We start from the raw sequence: 18,355 nt of genomic DNA on the forward strand, positions 1-18,355 counted from the left end.
CTTTTTAAGTACTCTTTTTAAACGTTTATATAAAAGTATGAAAATAATTGAAATGATAATCCCTTTAGTAATGTTAAAAGGAATAATTCCAGATAAAATTATAATTTTTAAATTTGTAAAAACATCGCCTAAGTTAAAAATCATGCCGTATAAAGGTAATAAAACGAAGTAATTTAAAATACTTAGAACAATTGTCATAACAATCGTACCAACCGCTAAACCAATGATTAAGGAACGATTAGAATGACTATACTTTTTCTTACTAACATAATAAGCGGATAATAAGAAACTCACACCAGCTAAAAAGTTAGCAACGGGACCTACAGGATCTCCCATATTAAAAATAAAGTTTAAAATATTTTTCACTAAGGCTACTATGACACCTGCTAGTGGGCCAAATGTAAACGTAGCTAGTAATGTTGGCACATCACTAAAGTCTAATGTTAAGTATGGCGGTAAAAAAGGCAATGGAAATTTTATAAATGTCAGTATAAAAGCAATTGCACTTAACATACTTATAGTAATGAGGCGTTTATTTTGTTGCATATTCAATTTTCTCCTTCCATTCATCTTGCATAGAATAGGAGGATTATTTTGCACAACAAAAAACCTCCATCTTCTCCCATCCAGACTATACTGTCGGCTTCAGATTTCCACTGAATCAGCCACTTCAAAGAAGCGGGTCGCAGGCTTATTTTACTGCCGGTCGGGACTCTCACCCTACCCCGAAGATGAATTTCATATTTATTAATTTAAATTAAATATTACAATAAGGAAAAAGTTTGTGCAATACTCATGCTCAATTCAAAATAAAAACCCACTAAATCCTTTTTCTTATAAAGATTAAGTGGGTAATACTAATGATTATTCAGGTTTAGGTAATTTAATAATAAAGGTTGTTCCTTCACCTAATGTACTTTCTACTGAAATACTACCACCATGCTCTTCAATAATCATTTTGCAAATGAATAATCCTAGGCCAGTACCTTGTTTGCCTCGTGTTCTTGATGCTTCAACTTTATAAAATCTATCGAATACTAAATCAAGATGTTCAGGGGCAATACCACTACCGGTGTCATTTACATACAGGAATTGATACTTATCATCTTCTGAGGTCGTGATACTGATTCTATCACCCGGTTTAGTATAACGAGTAGCGTTATCAATTAAATTAGTTAGCACTTGATCAATACGGTCAGCATCATAATCCCATGGTTCTTCATTCACAGTTGGAAGTAAATTCATATCAATTTCTAAATCATGAGCTTGTTGTTTATATTTCATTTGCATTTTAGATAACAATGGCTTAATCGGTTGTATCTCTTTATTTACAGTTAAGCCCTCTGCATCCATACGAGCTACATTGAGTAATTCATTAACAAGACGATTCAATCGTTTTGTTTCATCTAATACAATTGATAGTGAATCTCTAATTTCATCAGGTTCTGTTACGATACCGTCTACTATAGACTCAGTGTAACCCTGTAATAATGAAATAGGCGTACGTAACTCATGAGAAACATTAGCAATGAAGTCTTTTTTCATTTGATCTAGATTGTGCTCATTTGTCATATCTCGAATAATAACTACAATACCACTGCGTCCATCTTGTTGAATACGAGGAATATAACTCATAATAAATACATAAAATTTACCATTAAATTCATATTCTTGGAATTCAGTAGTTTTCGATGTAAATGTCACTTCAATTTGTTTTTCAATTTTTTGGTAGGTTGATTTGTCAATAGTTGGGATAATGTCATCTGCCATTTTATTAGATAAAATAACTTCTCTATTATCATTTATGCCTAATACGCCCTCTACCATCGAATTTATTAAACTATCACGTATATTTCGTTGAGTGGAAATGGCTTCAATATGTTCTCGAATTTCGTAACTCATGTGGTTAAAAGTACGCGATAATTCTCCAATTTCGTCTTTGGTTGATACGGTCGTCTTTTGAGAATAATCTCCTTTTGAGACATTGAATGCTTGAGTTCGCAACTGTCGTAAAGGTTTAGTGATTTTATTTGATAAAAAGAAAGCAAACACAGTTGAAGTTGCCAAGAAAATAATGGCAGTAATCAAAATTATAATGGTGATTGCATTATTAGTATCTTCTATTGATTTTAAATCTTGATAAATAAACACACCACTATATTTGGATTTACTATGATCTTGTGGTTGCATTGGATATCCTAATAATATATATGAACGAGAATTTCCATTATCATTAATTGTCACATTCTGAGTAGCAGATTCTCCTCGAGTAAACACTTGATTAAAATGACTATCATTATAAATTTCTTTCAACATCTTGTTTTTTAATGGCGTATTTGCCGTTTCTGATTTCATACGATTATCAGCCATAATAATTACGCCACCAGAGCCGTCGATTAATTGTTGGCTATGTTCAATAGCTAACTGTTTATTATCTGCATGCTCTACTAAATGACTTATTCTAGAAGCATCTGATCTGATTTCATTTTCCGTTTGTTGAGTATAGTAATATTGTATAAAGGTGATTAAAGCAGCACTTAATAAAATTAAAACTGTCGTCACTATAAGAATTATAGTTAACCACAGTTTTATAACTACACTATTTAGTCGGTTCGTCACTTGTTTTAACCTCAAATTTATAACCAACGCCCCAAACGGTTTGAATCATATGAGCAGCATCTGCAGAAACGCGATTTAGTTTTTCTCTTAAACGTTTTACGTGTGTATCCACAGTTCTTAAGTCTCCATAAAATTCATAATGCCAAACCTCTTTAAGAAGTTGTTCACGATCAAATACTTTATTAGGTGTTTTAGCTAAATAGATAAGCAATTCATATTCTTTAGGTGTTAAATTAACTTGTTGGTTATCGGCTAACACTCTATGAGCGTCATTATCAATAACTAAGTGATTAAATTCAATAATATCTCTTGCGTGAGGTTCACTTTGTTCAGGTTTAGAAGATTGAGTTCTGCGTAATAATGCTTTAACTCTTAAGACAACTTCTCTAGGAGAAAATGGTTTAACGATATAATCATCTGCACCTGATTCAAAACCTTCAACTCTATTCGTTTCTTCTCCTTTAGCTGTAAGCATAATAATCGGTGTATCTTTATGCTCACGCAATTTAGATGCCATTTCAATTCCATCCATTTCTGGAAGCATTAAGTCCAATAAAATGCACGCATAGTCATTTTCCATAGCAAGATCATAAGCCTCTTTACCGTCACTTGCTTCATGGATAGTAAACGATTCTCTTTCTAAATAGAGTTTCAATAATCTTCTAATTCTATCTTCATCGTCTACAATTAAAATTTCATTCGTCATTTTGCTCTCTACCTCCTACACATGCTCTTACTCTTTATATTATAGCACATAGCCCTATTCAAATCTCTAATTTGTCGTCCATATTGTGAAAAAAATATCAAATGAAATTACCTGCAATTAATTTCATTTGATATTTAAATAATAATTATTTTATTTTCCGTTTTCAGCCATGTGTCTTAACACTTTAACTTCATGAGGTGTTAGCACTCTTCCTTCACCGGCGTTTAAGCCTTTAAGATTTAAATTTCCAAATTCAATTCTAGTTAACTTATCCACTTTATGACCAAAATGTTCGAACATACGTCTTACTTGTCTATTACGTCCTTCACTAATAGTAATTTCTACTAGTGTCGTATTCTTCTCTTTATCTTGTTTTTTAACTTTAACTTGTGCTGGTTGTGTGAAGCCATCTTCAAGTTCAATACCGTGTTCCAATGCTTTTACTTCTTCACGCATTAGATATCCTTTTAACTTCGCTACATATTTTTTTTGAATATGGTATCTTGGATGCGTCATTAAGTTAGTGAATTCCCCATCATTCGTTAGCAATAATAATCCAGAGGTATCATAATCTAAGCGACCAACTGGATATATACGTGTTTCTAAATCATCGAAATAATCAGTTACTACTGTACGTCCTCTATCATCTGAAACGCTCGTAATAACTTGAGTTGGTTTATAAAATAAGATATACATTTTATCTTCTTGTTCAATTTTTATGCCTTCAACTTCTACTGTATCGGAGGGTTTCACTTTTGTACCTAGTTCTGTTACTACTTCCCCATTTACTTTTACTTTTCCATCAGCAATTAAAGTTTCAGCTTTTCTTCGTGACGTATAACCACTATTAGCAATTCTTTTTTGTAATCTTTCTAATTCTTTGCTCATTTTGAGTCTCCTTTTTGATTTACAAGGTTACTGAAGAAATCTTCCATTTCTTCTTCATCTTCCTCGGTAGTTGGTAAATCTTCAATTTTTTCAAGTCCAAATACATTTAAAAATAAATCAGTCGTATTTAAAAGATGGCTTCGCGATTGTTCATTATCTTTAGCTTCTATTAACCCACGTGCAATAAGCGTACGAACAGCACCATCAGAATTGATTCCTCTAATTAATTCTATGTCACTTCTAGTTAAAGGTTGATTATAAGCAATAATAGATAAAGTTTCCATAGCAGCTTGTGAAAGTTTCATGTTAGATTTTTGTTCTACTAACTGTTCTATATATGAAGCGGCTTCTTTTTTTGAAGTTAAAATATAAATGTTTCCATATTTTTGGATAGCAAGTCCTTCTGAATGATATGACTCAATAAGATCAGATAAAGCATGTAAATCGATATCCAGAATTTCAGCTAATTGAGAAGCTTCAAGACCTTCATCGCCTGCTGTATATAATAATGCTTCTAAAATACCTATATTATCCAATGTTGAAATTCACTCCTCTAATGATGTTAATATCGTCAAAACTTTTAGACTGCTCTATGTTGATTAAACCTGCTTTTGACATTTCTAAAATAGCTAAAAAATGTGTCACTACATGTTCAATAGGTTCATTAAATGTAAATAAGCTAAAGAAGTTTAATGAAGATTTACTTAGTAAATGTTGTGATACTTTTTCAGTAGCTTGCTGTATTGTGAAAGATTCTTTTGTAATTTCTACTGTTTTTGGTGTATTCAAAGCCACTCTATTTTTTACACGTTGATAAGCAACAATTAAATGTGTTAAATCAATCGTTTGGTTACTATCCCAAGTTGTGTCTTTTTCAAGATGGGATAAATCGGTAGGATGTTTAGTAAAGTATAATTCGCGTTCTTCTTTTTTGGCATTTAATAACATCGTATATTCTTTATAATTTTGATATTCAATTAATCTTCCCACCAAGTCTTCACGTGGATCCTCTTCTAACTCATCTACTGTTTCATGTTGAGGTAATAATAATTTACTTTTAATCATTAGGAGTTCTGAAGCCATAACTAAATATTCACTTGCTACATTGATTTCTAATTGTTTCATTGCATGTACATATTGCATATACTGTTCTGTTAAGGCTTTCATTGGTATATCGTAAATATCAATTTCGTACTTTTGTATTAAATGTAATAATAAATCTAGAGGGCCATTAAAGGCATCTAACTTAACTTCATACATAATTATCGTCCTTATATTAATTCTCTGTCGTGCATAATTTACTAAAGTATTATAGCATGAATATCATAAACATTTAAATTGAGGTTGAATTAGAATGGAACGAGCATTAATCGATTTTTATTATCAATTTCATAAGCATCAACACTATTTCTTATGTCATGATATTTTAGAAGATGCTTGGAAAGCTAAACCTAATTTTTCTAAAAATGATGCAATTGTAAGCCTTATATTGTTTACCACTGCTATGTATCATTATAGAAGAGAAAATTATATTGGAGCATTAAAAAGTTATAAAAAGGCATTAACTACATTTCAAAATGCTAAGGATAAATCTAGTGTTGGTTTATATGAAGAGAAATATGAAGCATTATTAAACACTCAAATTGAAAAAATTAAACAACACGAACATTTTACTCCTGTAAAATTACCTATTAACAAGCAATTTGAAAATAAAATCTATACAGAAATGCCGGATTATGAATTTAATAAATTTATAGTCAAAGATGATTATATCGTACATCACCACTTACGTAGAGATCGTAGTGAAGTAATTGCTGCCAGACAACAAGCCCTTTTAAATAAAAAAAATAAAGAAATATAAAATTCATTATACTTCTTTATTATTACAATATTTAAGCTCTTGGATGGAACTGATTATACATTTGACGTATTTGAGATTTCGAAACGTGTGTATAAAGTTGGGTTGTTGAGATATCTGAATGACCTAACATTTCCTGTACTGCTCGTAAATCAGCTCCGTTTTCAAGTAAATGTGTAGCAAATGAATGACGAAGCGTGTGAGGCGTCAATGTTTTATTGATGTTAGCTTTTAAACCATATTGTTTAATCATTTTCCAGATGCCTTGGCGTGTTAAAGGTCGGCCATGCATATTGAGAAATAGTACATTAGTTATTGTCTTTTTCAATAATTGAGGACGTACTTTTTCTAAATAAGTATCTAAAAATTCAATAACTGTATCACCTAAAGGGATAATTCTTTCTTTATTCCCTTTCCCGAACACTCTGACAAAGCCCATTATTAAATTAATATCTTCAACCTCGATATTTATTAATTCTGATACACGCATCCCTGTAGCATATAAAAGTTCTAAAATTGTACGGTCGCGATAACCATTATTTTTATTTAAATCAGGCGTTTCAAGAAGTTGCTCTACTTCTTCTACTTCTAATACATCGGGCAATTTTTTCTCATATTTAGGTGTTTCAATCAATACTGTTGGATCTTTAGCTGCGTATTTTTCCCGTAATGCAAATTGGTGAAAACTGCGAATGGTTGAGATAAAACGAGCAATAGATTTTGATGATGCGCCTTCATCAATAAAATGTCCTAGACATTCTTGAATCACTTGTCGGTCAATAAAATCAATATGCGCTATTTTATGCTCTTTCATATAAGCTTCGTATTTAGCTAAATCTCTTCTATATGCGCCGATTGTATTCTCACTTAATCCTTTTTCAATTTGTATAAATTTCAAATATTCTTCAATAATTGTATTCATATTTCCACCTTCATTTATATAGAAAAATGGAGTGAAACAAATTCTAAGTGCTTGTTTCACTCCGACGTCTAGAACCCGCTCAAATTAACTAAATTATTTCCCTTTAGCTTGGCACTTAGCACAGACGCCATGAAATGTTAATCTATGGTCTAAAATTCTAAAATTATATTCTGATTCGACACGTTCTTCTACTTGAGGTAGTAAGTCTTCGTGGATTTCATCTACTTTACCACATTCCATACATACGAGGTGATGATGAAAATGTTTGGCGCCTTCTTTTCTCAAGTCAAAGCGTGCTACCCCATCGCCGAAATTAATTTTATCTACTACTTTTAATTCAGCTAATAATTCTAGTGTTCTATAAACAGTGGCTAATCCAATTTCAGGTGCTTTGTCTTTAACTTTTAAATATACATCTTCAGCACTAAGATGATCTTTTTCATTTTCAATTAGAACACGAACCGTTGCCTCACGTTGAGGTGTTAATTTGTAAGATGATTGTTGTAATTGTTGTTTTACTCTGTTTAATCGTTCTTCCATGGGAGCGACACTCCTCTATTAATAATTATAATCATTTTAAAGTGATAATATCTCACTTACTAAATTAACAATATTCTCAATAAAAGGCAAGCTAAAAACAGTTGTTATTTAGAATGATTATAATTTAATAATATATACTGTAGGCCAATGATTGTTTTAGCATCTTCGATTTCATCGCTATCAAGTAAATCTTTGATTTTATCAATTGGCACTTTGTGTAGCTCTACAAATTCATCCTCATCTAAGTTCATTTCCCCTTCACTTAAGTTGTCTGAGAAATAGATTGATAATTTTTCATTAGAGAAGCCAGGCGAGCCATACATATGAGTAATAAAGTTTAAGTCGTGAGCAATATAGCCTGTTTCTTCTTCTAATTCACGTTTAGCTGCTTCTTCTCTTTCTTCATCTTCTTCAAGTTTACCAGCTGGAATTTCAAGTAATGGTTTTTCAACAGGTTTACGGTATTGCTTGACTAATAATACTTCATTTTCAGGAGTAATGGCACAAACAGCTACTGCCCCATTATGATTAACGATCTCTCTCTTTGATGTTTTACCATCTGGTAATTCTACGTCATGAATTTCTAAATCAATAATTTTACCATTATAAATTACTGTTCTATCAAATGTTTTTTCATTAAATTCCATTATATTCACGTCCCTTTTAATTCTTTATATAAATTGATAAGATGAATGCGTTACCTAAAGTGTATCGAAAGGAGATTGGACATGCAAAAGAATATATTAAAAAGCGGCATTGAAATTTCGGAATTAGGTTTAGGATGTATGAGTTTAGGCACAAATTATCAAGAAGCTGAACCAATTATTGAAACTGCGATTGAAGAAGGTATTACTTATTTCGATACTGCAGATATCTATGATTGCGGTGTTAATGAAGAAATAGTTGGGAAAGCGTTGAAGAAATATCAAAATAGAGATGATATTGTAATTGGTACAAAAGTGGGAAACCGTCCTACTGAAGATGGCGGTACGACTTGGGATCCTTCAAAAAAATATATAAAAGAAAGCGTAAAAGGCTCTTTACAACGCTTAGGTTTAGACCATTTAGATTTATATCAATTACACGGCGGAACAATAGATGATCCTCTAGATGAGACAATCAGTGCATTTAATGAACTGAAACAAGAAGGGGTTATCAGAGCGTATGGTATTTCTTCAATTCGTCCAAATGTAATTGATTATTATTTAAGACATAGTGAAATTGAAACTATTATGTCTCAGTTTAATTTGATTGATAATCGCCCAGAAAAATTACTTAATGATATACATGCTCATCAGGTTAAAGTTTTAGCACGTGGTCCTGTATTTAAAGGGTTGCTAACTTCAAAAAGCGTGGATGTTTTAGATAAGAAATTTAAAGATGGTATCTTCGATTATGATTATCATGAATTAGGCGAAACAATTGCTTCAATCAAAGAAGTCGAAAGTAATTTAAGTGCCCTTTCCTTTGAATATTTAACTTCACACGATGCACTTGGTTCAATCATTGTCGGAGCTAGTTCTGTAGAACAATTGAAAGACAATGTTAAAAATTATAAAAGAACAGTAAGCCTTGAGCGTATCAAAGCAGCACGTGAACGCGTGAAAAATTTAGAGTATACTCAACATCTAAATACAAAATAAAATTTTTTAAAAAAATCGGAGTAGCAATACGTTTCATACAAACGCGCTATTCCGATTTTTATTAATATTGTTTTAAATAGTGATATATGCCCTCATTAGATGTACTTTTTATCGTTACATTCATTATTTCCCCTCTTAAAACCAACTCATGAAATTTAAATTCAATAAATTCTTGTTCACTACTTTCTAAGGAATTATAATATGAAATTCCTACTAAATCTTTAAGTTGAAAAGAAGTTTGTGGTGAAATAGTTTCCAAGTTTTCAGCTGCATATTTGACATGTTTATTTACACAACAAATCATATTAATTCCCACCTTTGTGTTAAATTTTATTTTTAAATAAAGGCGTTAACCATTGTTCAAGTGTTCTTGGTGCCAATTGGTAGATCTTTAATAAGTGGTGCATCCATTTTGGCTGGTTAATTTCTCTTTTTTGTTTAATGATGCCTTCCACGATGTCTTTAGCTAATTGTTGAGGGTCAATCATAATGGGTTCATATTTTTGCGCATATTTTAAACTTGGATCAGCCTTTTCATGGAAAGGCGTTTTGATTGGACCAGCATTTACTGCCATAAAATGTAATTGCGGTTCTTCAAGACGTAAAGCATTTAAAATAGCATTAAGTGCAACTTTAGAAGCACCATAATGTGCTGCATTGGCTTGCGTAACGAAAGCAGCCTGACTTGAAACACCTACGATAGTTGCACTTTTAGAAAAATAAGGTCGTAAAACATTATATAGTAAATTGAAACTAATCAAGTTTACATCGTAAGTTTCAATCATTTCGTTAGCAGTATGATGAACAACAGATTTAAAATAACCTAAACCTGAACTGTAAATGAGTCCATTAATTGGTAATTTGATGCTAGAGTCTATATTAGCGATAGCTTCCCTATCTTGTAAGTCGCAATGAATCATTGAAACTTTAGATTGATAAGACCCAAAATAAATATTATTAAACTTGTCTTTATCTCGAGCAATTACTGTAACAAAAGCCCCTTTTTTTAATAACTGTTTCACTATTTCTAATCCTAGTCCACTTGTGCCTCCAGTGACAATGTAATGCTGACCAATCATATTTCTTCGAGCCCCTTTTTAAACTTTGTTTTTATAGTAACTTATTTTCACCTATTTATAAATAAATCGGAATTTTAGAAGATGTTTAATGTTAGTGAGAAATACTATATTTTAAAAACTAAATTCTTTTAGAGGATCACCTAAGCTGAAGCTTATGAGTATAGTCGAACTAACTTTTTATAAAAAAGAGTTCATGTAGAGGAACACCTGAGCTAAAGCTCATGTGTATAGTGATGCTAAATTTTTATTTTAAAAATAAGCATCACTTATATGTTACTATGGTGGTACAAAAATTAATGTGAGGGTGATGTTGTTAATGAAATTAGTATTTTATGGTGCTGGTAATATGGCACAAGCGATTTTTAAAGGAATTATCAATTCTAAAACGCTTAATTCAAATGATATTTATCTAACTAACAAATCCAATGAAGAGAGACTTAAGCAATTTGCTGAAGAGTTAGGTGTGGAATACAGTTATGATGATGAATCATTATTAAAAGATGCGGATTATGTATTTTTAGGAACTAAACCTTACGATTTTGATGAAGTTGCTAAACGAATTCAACCGCATATTACAGATGAAAATCGATTTATTTCCATTATGGCTGGTTTACCGATTAACTATATTCATGAACAACTTCAAGTAACAAATCCTATTGCACGTATTATGCCAAACACAAATGCGCAAGTTGGACACTCAGTAACAGGAATAAGCTTTTCAGGAAACTTTGGGCCTAAATCTAAAGATGAGGTCATCGAATTAGTAAACGCATTCGGTTCAGTTATCGAGGTAGATGAAGATCACTTACATCAAGTGACAGCCATTACTGGAAGCGGTCCTGCTTTCTTATATCATGTATTTGAACAATATGTTAAAGCTGGCACTGAATTAGGTCTTGAAAAAGGTCAAGTTGAAGAATCGATCAAAAACTTAATTATTGGCACAAGTAAAATGATAGAACGTTCTGATTTAAGCATGGAACAATTACGTAAAAACATTACCTCTAAAGGTGGTACAACTCAAGCAGGTTTAGATGCATTAGCACAACACGATATTAAAGGCATATTTGAAGACTGCTTAAACGCTGCTGTTGAAAGAAGTATGGAACTTTCTAAAAACGAAAATGATTAATACCAAAACTCATTGAAAAACCCTATCCACTCGTATTATATGGATAGGGTTTTTTCAAATACAACATCTAAATTTTATAGGTTTCAAAGTCTTTAACGAATTCAAAGTTTGGTGTATCTTCTAACTGTTTTAACTCAGATTTTATTTTATCGATATCCTCATAGTTATAGCGATTACTTAAATGCGTAATTAAACTTCTGCTTACATTTGCTTGTTTTATTAATGTGAAAACATCATCAATATGACTATGATGATAGTTGTTGGCTAACGTTTTGTCCCCTTCAATATAGGTTGCTTCGTGAATCATTACTTCTGAATCTTGTGCAATGATCATTTCATTTTTACAAGGTTTAGTATCACCAAAAATTGATATAATCGGACCAGGTTTTGCAGGCCCTTTGAAATCATCAGAATTAAATACTTGGCCATTGTGTTCAAAGGTATCATACATTTTAACTTCTTGATATTTAGGCCCTGGTTCTAAGCCAATTGCTTTCAAGGCTTGCACATCAATAGTGCCTGGTGTCGTTGGTGATTCAATGCGATAACCATAAGAAGGTATGCCATGATTTAATAACTTAGCTGATACCGAAAAACCTTTGTGATGATATGTAAAATTATTATCAATCTCAATAAATGTAGTTGGATAATTTAAATGAGACTCTGATAATTTAAGTGAAGACTCGATGTACGCTCGTATACCTTTAGGTCCAATAATAGTAAGAGGCTTATCTTCTCCACCTTGGAAGGAACGACTAGTCAATAATCCAGGTAAGCCAAAGATATGATCGCCGTGCATATGCGTGATAAATATGTGATCTACTTTACCTAGCTTAATAGAATGATTTAAGATTTGATGTTGAGTGCCTTCGCCAACATCAAAAAGCCAAATCGCGTTTGAATATGGCTCAAGATTTAAAGCGATGGATTGAGTGTTTCTTTCTTTAGTCGGTAAACCCGCACTCGTTCCGAAAAATGTAACTTCCATGCATATGCCTCCTTTTTCTTCAATATATTTTATCATATGTAGAAGTAATTGTTATAATGAGAAATAAAATAAATAAAAATGAAACGATTTAAGGTATAATGATATTTATATTATATTAAATTGCGTGTCATTCATTTTGGATGTAAATTTGAATTATAGTATCGCTCTAAAGCAAAAATATAGGAAGTACTATTAATTTATTTTATAATAAATAAATCATAGCAATTAAAGAATTGAGGTTTTGAACTTGAGTAAACAAACGAAACATATCCCTTGTTTAATTACTATCTTCGGTGCTACTGGAGATTTAAGTCATAGAAAGTTATTTCCGTCTTTATTCCACTTATTCCAACAAGATAATTTAGATGAACATATTGCTATTATAGGAATTGGACGTCGAGATTACACTAATGAAATTTTCCGTGAACAAGTGAAAGCATCTATTCAATCACATGTTGAAGATACTACTCAAATTGATGAATTTATGGAACATGTTTATTACTTCAAACATGATGTTAGTGATGAACAAAGTTATCATAATTTATTAGATTTTTCTAATCAGTTAGATACTCAATATCAATTAAAAGGTAATCGCTTATTCTACTTAGCGATGGCACCTCAATTCTTTGGTATTATTTCTGATTACTTAAAATCATCTGGTCTTACTGAAACAAATGGCTTTAAACGTCTTGTTATCGAGAAACCATTTGGTAGCGACTTAAAATCAGCTGAACAATTAAACAATCAACTTCGTCAATCATTCAAAGAAGAAGAAATTTATCGTATTGACCATTACCTTGGTAAAGATATGGTGCAAAATATTGAGGTTTTACGTTTTTCTAACGCCATGTTTGAACCATTATGGAATAATAAATACATTTCTAATATCCAAGTCACATCTTCTGAAATACTTGGGGTTGAAGATCGTGGTGGCTACTATGAATCAAGTGGCGCATTAAAAGATATGGTACAAAACCATATGTTACAAATGGTTGCATTATTAGCTATGGAAGCCCCTATTAGTCTTAAGAGTGAAGATATCCGTGCTGAAAAAGTTAAAGTATTAAAATCACTTAGACAATTAAAACCTGAAGAAGTGAAAAAGAACTTTGTACGTGGACAATACGATAGAGGTTATATAAATGGTGAAGAAGTAAAAGCTTATCGTGAAGAAGACCGCGTGGCTGAAGATTCAAATACACCTACGTTTGTTTCAGGTCGTCTAACTATTGATAATTTCCGTTGGGCTGGCGTGCCATTCTATATTAGAACAGGTAAACGTATGAAGTCTAAAACAATTCAAGTTGTAGTAGAATTCAAAGAAGTTCCTATGAATTTATACTATCAAACTGATAAATTACTTGATTCTAATTTACTAGTGATTAATATTCAACCAAATGAAGGCATCTCACTTCATTTAAATGCTAAGAAAAACATTCAAGGCATTGATACTGAACCTGTACAATTATCCTATGCATTAAGTGCTCAAGATAAAATGAACACGGTAGACGCATATGAGAACCTATTATTTGATTGCCTTAAAGGTGATGCGACTAACTTTACTCACTGGGAAGAATTAAAATCAACTTGGAAATTTGTTGATATCATTCAAGACGAATGGACGATGAATGAACCATCATGCTTCCCTAATTATCAATCTGGTACTAATGGCCCATTAGAAAGTGATTTATTATTAAGTCGCGATGGAAATCATTGGTGGGACGATATTCAATAGAACGAAACAGCTATATTGTTTTTAAGGAGGACACAATATGATGTTTAAATCTGAATGGTTTAAACTCATATTCTGTCCTTTTTCAATTATTTTTGAAAAAGTTTTTAAAGATAGCACACGTTAAGATGTATATTTTTATAAAATAAGGTAAAATATGTATTAATTGATTGTAAAATTATTGGAGTGAAAGTTTTGGACGTTATCAAGCAGATACAACAGGCAATCGTATATATTGAGGATCGTTTATTAGAGCCGTTTAATTTGCAAGATTTAAGTGATTACGTTGGTCTTTCTCCTTACCATCTAGATCAATCATTTAAAATGATTGTAGGACAATCACCAGAGAGTTATGCACATGCTAGAAAAATGACTGCAGCAGCTAGAGAAATGATGCTAAGTGCTTCAAGATTAGTTGATGTAGCTAAAAAATACAATTATACGAGTTCGAACGAATTTGCTAATGATTTTAGTGATTTTCATGGTATCTCACCGATTCAAGCATCTGCAAAAAAAGATGAGTTAAAACTGCAAGAACGACTGTATATTAAATTAACGACTACTGAACGTGCACCCTATCCATATAGATTAGATACTACTGATGATATACCATTAGTTGGATATGCTCGATTTGTTGAAGCGGATAACTTATCTAACCCCTATAAAGTCCCTGATTTTTTAGAAGATTTATTCAACGATGGTAGATTAAAAGAATTGAAAAGATATAATAATATAAGCCCTTATGAGATATTTGTCATTACTTGCCCGTTAGATGAAGGTGTAGAAATATTTGTCGGCGTTCCAAGTGAACGCTACCCAGCACATTTAGAAAGTAGATTGTTACCGGGTAGACATTATGCTAAATTCAATTTAAAAGGCGAAATTGATTATGCAGTTAATGAGGCTTGGTATTATATAGAATCAAGTTTGCAACTCACTTTACCATATGAACGAGATAGCTTGTATGTAGAAATTTATCCTTTTGATTTCTCATTTGAGGACCCATTCACTAAAATTCAACTTTGGTTACCTATTAAACAAGAAAATTACGACATATAAATTATTGAATAAGATAAGCTCGATTAATAAATTACTAGTTACAATTCATAAATCTCAATTCGTTTTATAAACTTTATGCATTACTTGATGCTCTAGTATTATAATTTAATCAACAAGAGCTTCGTGCATTTTATGAACCAATCCCCTCACTATTGCGAGTAGTGAGGGGATTTTTTAGGTGATGATGAATATCGCCTATTTTTTTTATTATTACGTGTACGTAATCATTGCGCAAATAACACAACTATACCACTACTTATATTTCAGCTACAAAAGCTTCGAATGGTTTGAGAGATGCTACGTCTAGAGAACTATCATAGTTGTGTAATTTTATTGCTTCTCTATCCACCTCAAATGGTAGTGATAATCGTGTAGATTTATCTGTTAAATTCCCTGCCACGACTACTGTTTTACCATCTAATTTACGTGTATAAGAAAACACATTTTCATTATCTTCATCAACTAAATCAAATTGTCCATAAGTGTAAATATCGTTTGATTTCTTCAATTGAATTAATTGTTTATAAAAATTAAGTACCGATTTCTCATCTTTTAATTGTTGTTCTACATTGATTTCTTTATAATTTGGATTGACTGGGAACCATGGTTCACCTTCAGTAAACCCACCATTAGTAGAATCCTCCCATTGCATTGGCGTACGTGAATTATCACGATTTTCCATTCTATATTTATCTAATAATTGATTAACGTCTCCGCCTTGTTCTTTTACAATTTGATACTCGTTTTTAACCGCAACATCATTAAAGGTTTCGATACTTTCAAACGGATAGTTTGTCATACCAATTTCTTGTCCTTGATAAATAAATGGCGTTCCTTGCTGTAAGAAATAAACTGCTGCATGGCTAGTAGCAGATTCATACCAATATTCTTTATCATTGCCCCACGTAGAGACTCTTCGAGGTTGATCATGATTTTCAATAAATAAAGCGTTCCAACCTACATTCTCTAATTGCTTTTGCCAACGATTTAAAACATCTTTATAAGCTTTTACATTAAACTGCGAATCTCCTGTACTCCATAACCCTAAATGCTCGAATTGGAATATCATATTAAATTTACCTTTATCTTCTCCAACCCACTCTTCTGCATTATCAGGATTAACACCATTCGCTTCCCCTACAGTCATAATGTCATACTTAGAAAGAGATTCATCCTTCATTTCTTGCAACCATTCTTGAATACCAGGTTGATTCATATCTACATCAAATGCTGGTGCATATTTCTTCCCTTTTGGTACTGGTAAATCACCGGCTTCAAATGTTTTCTTAATGTGCGTAATTGCATCTACTCGGAAACCGTCGATACCTTTTTCAAACCACCAATTCATCATATCAAATACAGCTTCTCGCACTTCTTTGTTATCCCAATTTAAATCAGGTTGTTTTTTACTAAATAAGTGGAAATAATATTGATCTGTGACTTCATCAAACTGCCAAGTCGAACCATTAAAGATGCTTTCCCAATTATTAGGTTCAGAGCCATCAGGTTTAGGGTCTGCCCAAATATACCAATCTCTTTTAGGATTATCTTTGCTTGATTTCGACTCAATAAACCAGGGATGCTCATCTGACGTATGATTTACCACTAAATCCAGGATGAGTTTCATTCCTCTCTCGTGCACACCTTCCAATAAACGATCGAAATCTTCCATTGTGCCAAATTCATCCATAATGTCTTGATAATCACTAATGTCATAACCATTATCATCATTTGGTGATTGATACATAGGACTTAGCCAAATCACATCAATACCCAAGTCTTTTAAGTAATCTAACTTTTCAATAACACCTGGTAAATCGCCAATCCCATCATTATTACTGTCATTGAAGCTTCTTGGATAAACTTGATACGCTACTGCTTCTTTCCACCAATTTTTAATCATTATTCATTCTCCTTTGCTATTTTTTTAGTTGATTGTCTAATTTCTAAATGTGTTTCTATTTCTTTTTTTGAAAATGAAACAGGCAAACCTTGTAATAAATTAATTATTGTTACGCCAGCTTCTTTACCTAACAAGTCAGGGCTAATGCATACGCTAGTTTGTGGCGGTGCTGCATTTTCAGTCAAATAAGAAGTGTTAAAAGTACAAGTTTGAATAGTATCAGGTATTTTAAGTTTATAATCATATAAAACACTAAGTACTTGTAGGTTTAACATTGCATCAGAAGTGATAATCACACTAGGTTTAAGCGCATTATCTTCGATGCAATAGCGTTCAACAATCTTATGTATTGATTGTCGCGATCCAGCTTCTTCTACTGCATATTGAATTTTAAATTCTTCACAAATATTTTTGAAACCAAGTTCCCTATCATTCGTTACCGCAAAATTACCTGACTCTTTGAGAAAGAGTATATGTTTATGGCCTAAATCATATAAATACTGTGTTAATAGTTGAGCAGCGTTAATATTATCATTATCAATGTGAATTACGTCATCGTAGTTAAGTGGTTTACCAACTACTATATAAGGAAGGCTATGTTCATGAAGAAGTCTTTCAATTTCATCATTCTTTTTAGAATATAAGAGTATAAAAGCATCTACACTACGTGATTGAATCATTTGTTTGACCTCAGTAAATAGCTCATTTAGTTGTTCTGAAACTGTCATCTTTGTTGAATAGCCATGACGATTACATTCTTGGTGAATGCCATTTAACACATCACTATTGAATGGATTTTGCCTTACATCTGAGGAAGAACTTTTAATAATTAAACCAATTGTTAAGGTTTTATTTGTAATTAATGTGCGAGCAGCTTGGTTTGGAATATATCCTAATTTATCCATCGCTTCTCTAACCCTGTTTGCAGTTGCTTCAGTGATCTTAGGATTGTTTTGAATCACTCTTGATACGGTCGATATAGATACATTCGCCTCAGAAGCTACATCTTTAATGGTTGTCCTCATGAGAAACCACACTTTCTTTCAAAATGAGTAAGCGCTTACAAATAAGCTATACACTTATCTTAAAAATATATTAATAAGAAGTCAATCATTTTGTGCAAACGATTGCATAAATTATCATAAAAATGAAGCAGTAACTTGAATGGGTACTACTTCATCAAAATATATTAATTTTTGGCTCTACGTCAAATCGGACTGATGAGTCCTAATATTGAGATTAAGCAACCTTAGGTTGTTTAATCTCTTTTTTTGTTGTTGAGGCAA

19 protein-coding genes and 1 riboswitch are annotated in these 18,355 nt (G+C 32.0%); of the genes, 5 read left to right on the top strand and 14 right to left on the bottom strand.

The features are described from left to right. From CD128_RS08510 to CD128_RS08535, 6 genes are all read right to left on the bottom strand, one after another. Positions 1-546, bottom strand: a 546-nt coding sequence (locus tag CD128_RS08510; RefSeq protein ID WP_103329547.1) for an ECF transporter S component, incomplete at its 3' end; no start/stop codon positions are given. 64 nt (positions 547-610) lie between these two features. Beyond that, a riboswitch (FMN riboswitch) is annotated at positions 611-737 on the bottom strand. Positions 738-864: 127 nt separating this feature from the next. After that, entirely contained in the window at positions 865-2,619 is a 1,755-nt protein-coding gene (locus CD128_RS08515) for an ATP-binding protein (protein WP_103329548.1), read from the bottom strand. Next, on the bottom strand, positions 2,600-3,325 hold the full coding sequence (locus CD128_RS08520; protein WP_103329549.1) for a response regulator: 726 nt from the start codon (positions 3,323-3,325) through the stop codon (positions 2,600-2,602). The genes CD128_RS08515 and CD128_RS08520 overlap by 20 nt, the downstream gene beginning before the upstream one ends. A gap of 150 nt (positions 3,326-3,475) precedes the next feature. After that, a complete protein-coding gene (locus CD128_RS08525) occupies positions 3,476-4,213 on the bottom strand; it encodes a pseudouridine synthase (protein WP_103329550.1) in 738 nt (245 codons plus the stop codon). Next, complete coding sequence (gene scpB / locus CD128_RS08530) at positions 4,210-4,749, bottom strand: SMC-Scp complex subunit ScpB (RefSeq protein ID WP_103329551.1); 540 nt, start codon at positions 4,747-4,749, stop codon at positions 4,210-4,212. The genes CD128_RS08525 and scpB overlap by 4 nt, the downstream gene beginning before the upstream one ends. Then, entirely contained in the window at positions 4,742-5,473 is a 732-nt protein-coding gene (locus tag CD128_RS08535) for a segregation and condensation protein A (RefSeq protein WP_103329552.1), read from the bottom strand. The genes scpB and CD128_RS08535 overlap by 8 nt, the downstream gene beginning before the upstream one ends. Positions 5,474-5,567: 94 nt before the next feature. Between CD128_RS08535 and CD128_RS08540 the strand changes: the two genes are divergently transcribed. Next, positions 5,568-6,074 carry a DUF309 domain-containing protein gene (locus CD128_RS08540; protein WP_103329553.1) on the top strand — a complete coding sequence of 169 codons (507 nt, stop codon included), beginning with the start codon at positions 5,568-5,570 and terminating at the stop codon, positions 6,072-6,074. 31 nt (positions 6,075-6,105) lie between these two features. Here CD128_RS08540 and xerD read toward each other — a convergent pair whose 3' ends face one another. The 3 genes from xerD to CD128_RS08555 form a co-directional block, all read right to left on the bottom strand. Then, entirely contained in the window at positions 6,106-6,993 is an 888-nt protein-coding gene (xerD, locus tag CD128_RS08545; protein WP_103329554.1) for a site-specific tyrosine recombinase XerD, read from the bottom strand. A gap of 93 nt (positions 6,994-7,086) precedes the next feature. Beyond that, the gene (gene fur / locus CD128_RS08550) at positions 7,087-7,533 is read right to left on the bottom strand and encodes a ferric iron uptake transcriptional regulator (protein WP_103329555.1); all 447 of its coding nucleotides are present in this window, start codon (positions 7,531-7,533) and stop codon (positions 7,087-7,089) included. A gap of 104 nt (positions 7,534-7,637) precedes the next feature. Further along, positions 7,638-8,180, bottom strand: a complete 543-nt coding sequence (locus CD128_RS08555; protein WP_103329556.1) for an NUDIX domain-containing protein — start codon at positions 8,178-8,180, stop codon at positions 7,638-7,640. Between the two features lie 81 nt (positions 8,181-8,261). On the opposite strand from CD128_RS08555, the gene CD128_RS08560 reads away from it, so the two are divergent. Continuing rightward, the gene (locus tag CD128_RS08560; protein WP_103329557.1) at positions 8,262-9,176 is read left to right on the top strand and encodes an aldo/keto reductase; all 915 of its coding nucleotides are present in this window, start codon (positions 8,262-8,264) and stop codon (positions 9,174-9,176) included. A 61-nt stretch (positions 9,177-9,237) separates the two neighbouring features. Here CD128_RS08560 and CD128_RS08565 read toward each other — a convergent pair whose 3' ends face one another. Further along, positions 9,238-9,480, bottom strand: a complete 243-nt coding sequence (locus tag CD128_RS08565; RefSeq protein ID WP_103329558.1) for a DUF1413 domain-containing protein — start codon at positions 9,478-9,480, stop codon at positions 9,238-9,240. A gap of 19 nt (positions 9,481-9,499) precedes the next feature. Continuing rightward, complete coding sequence (locus CD128_RS08570) at positions 9,500-10,255, bottom strand: SDR family NAD(P)-dependent oxidoreductase (RefSeq protein ID WP_103329559.1); 756 nt, start codon at positions 10,253-10,255, stop codon at positions 9,500-9,502. A 316-nt stretch (positions 10,256-10,571) separates the two neighbouring features. Here CD128_RS08570 and proC point away from each other — a divergent pair, with 316 nt between their 5' ends. Continuing rightward, complete coding sequence (gene proC / locus CD128_RS08575; RefSeq protein WP_103329560.1) at positions 10,572-11,387, top strand: pyrroline-5-carboxylate reductase; 816 nt, start codon at positions 10,572-10,574, stop codon at positions 11,385-11,387. A gap of 67 nt (positions 11,388-11,454) precedes the next feature. Here proC and rnz read toward each other — a convergent pair whose 3' ends face one another. After that, the gene (rnz, locus tag CD128_RS08580) at positions 11,455-12,375 is read right to left on the bottom strand and encodes a ribonuclease Z (RefSeq protein WP_103329561.1); all 921 of its coding nucleotides are present in this window, start codon (positions 12,373-12,375) and stop codon (positions 11,455-11,457) included. 247 nt (positions 12,376-12,622) lie between these two features. Between rnz and zwf the strand changes: the two genes are divergently transcribed. Then, positions 12,623-14,110 carry a glucose-6-phosphate dehydrogenase gene (gene zwf / locus CD128_RS08585; protein WP_103329562.1) on the top strand — a complete coding sequence of 496 codons (1,488 nt, stop codon included), beginning with the start codon at positions 12,623-12,625 and terminating at the stop codon, positions 14,108-14,110. A 192-nt stretch (positions 14,111-14,302) separates the two neighbouring features. Beyond that, complete coding sequence (locus CD128_RS08590; protein ID WP_103329563.1) at positions 14,303-15,166, top strand: AraC family transcriptional regulator; 864 nt, start codon at positions 14,303-14,305, stop codon at positions 15,164-15,166. Between the two features lie 256 nt (positions 15,167-15,422). Here the strand turns inward: CD128_RS08590 and CD128_RS08595 are convergent, their stop codons facing one another. Together CD128_RS08595 and CD128_RS08600 are read right to left on the bottom strand one after the other, a co-directional pair. After that, positions 15,423-17,069, bottom strand: coding sequence for an alpha-glucosidase (locus tag CD128_RS08595; RefSeq protein WP_103329564.1), 1,647 nt, complete (start codon positions 17,067-17,069; stop codon positions 15,423-15,425). Further along, complete coding sequence (locus CD128_RS08600; RefSeq protein WP_103329565.1) at positions 17,069-18,094, bottom strand: LacI family DNA-binding transcriptional regulator; 1,026 nt, start codon at positions 18,092-18,094, stop codon at positions 17,069-17,071. Before CD128_RS08600 ends, CD128_RS08595 begins: the two co-directional genes overlap by 1 nt. Positions 18,095-18,355 lie beyond the last annotated feature (261 nt).

The organism is Staphylococcus croceilyticus, from assembly GCF_002902575.1.
GTDB classification, from domain to species: Bacteria; Bacillota; Bacilli; order Staphylococcales; family Staphylococcaceae; genus Staphylococcus; species Staphylococcus croceilyticus.

Coding starts and splice junctions, on each gene's coding strand:
- CD128_RS08595 (WP_103329564.1), bottom strand. CDS start 17,069: ATGATTAAAAATTGGTGGAAAGAAGCAGTAGCGTATCAAGTTTATCCA.
- CD128_RS08560 (WP_103329557.1), top strand. CDS start 8,262: ATGCAAAAGAATATATTAAAAAGCGGCATTGAAATTTCGGAATTAGGT.
- CD128_RS08520 (WP_103329549.1), bottom strand. CDS start 3,325: ATGACGAATGAAATTTTAATTGTAGACGATGAAGATAGAATTAGAAGA.
- fur (WP_103329555.1), bottom strand. CDS start 7,533: ATGGAAGAACGATTAAACAGAGTAAAACAACAATTACAACAATCATCT.
- CD128_RS08600 (WP_103329565.1), bottom strand. CDS start 18,094: ATGAGGACAACCATTAAAGATGTAGCTTCTGAGGCGAATGTATCTATA.
- CD128_RS08565 (WP_103329558.1), bottom strand. CDS start 9,480: ATGATTTGTTGTGTAAATAAACATGTCAAATATGCAGCTGAAAACTTG.
- rnz (WP_103329561.1), bottom strand. CDS start 12,375: ATGGAAGTTACATTTTTCGGAACGAGTGCGGGTTTACCGACTAAAGAA.
- CD128_RS08555 (WP_103329556.1), bottom strand. CDS start 8,180: ATGGAATTTAATGAAAAAACATTTGATAGAACAGTAATTTATAATGGT.
- proC (WP_103329560.1), top strand. CDS start 10,572: ATGAAATTAGTATTTTATGGTGCTGGTAATATGGCACAAGCGATTTTT.
- CD128_RS08570 (WP_103329559.1), bottom strand. CDS start 10,255: ATGATTGGTCAGCATTACATTGTCACTGGAGGCACAAGTGGACTAGGA.
- xerD (WP_103329554.1), bottom strand. CDS start 6,993: ATGAATACAATTATTGAAGAATATTTGAAATTTATACAAATTGAAAAA.
- CD128_RS08525 (WP_103329550.1), bottom strand. CDS start 4,213: ATGAGCAAAGAATTAGAAAGATTACAAAAAAGAATTGCTAATAGTGGT.
- CD128_RS08535 (WP_103329552.1), bottom strand. CDS start 5,473: ATGTATGAAGTTAAGTTAGATGCCTTTAATGGCCCTCTAGATTTATTA.
- CD128_RS08540 (WP_103329553.1), top strand. CDS start 5,568: ATGGAACGAGCATTAATCGATTTTTATTATCAATTTCATAAGCATCAA.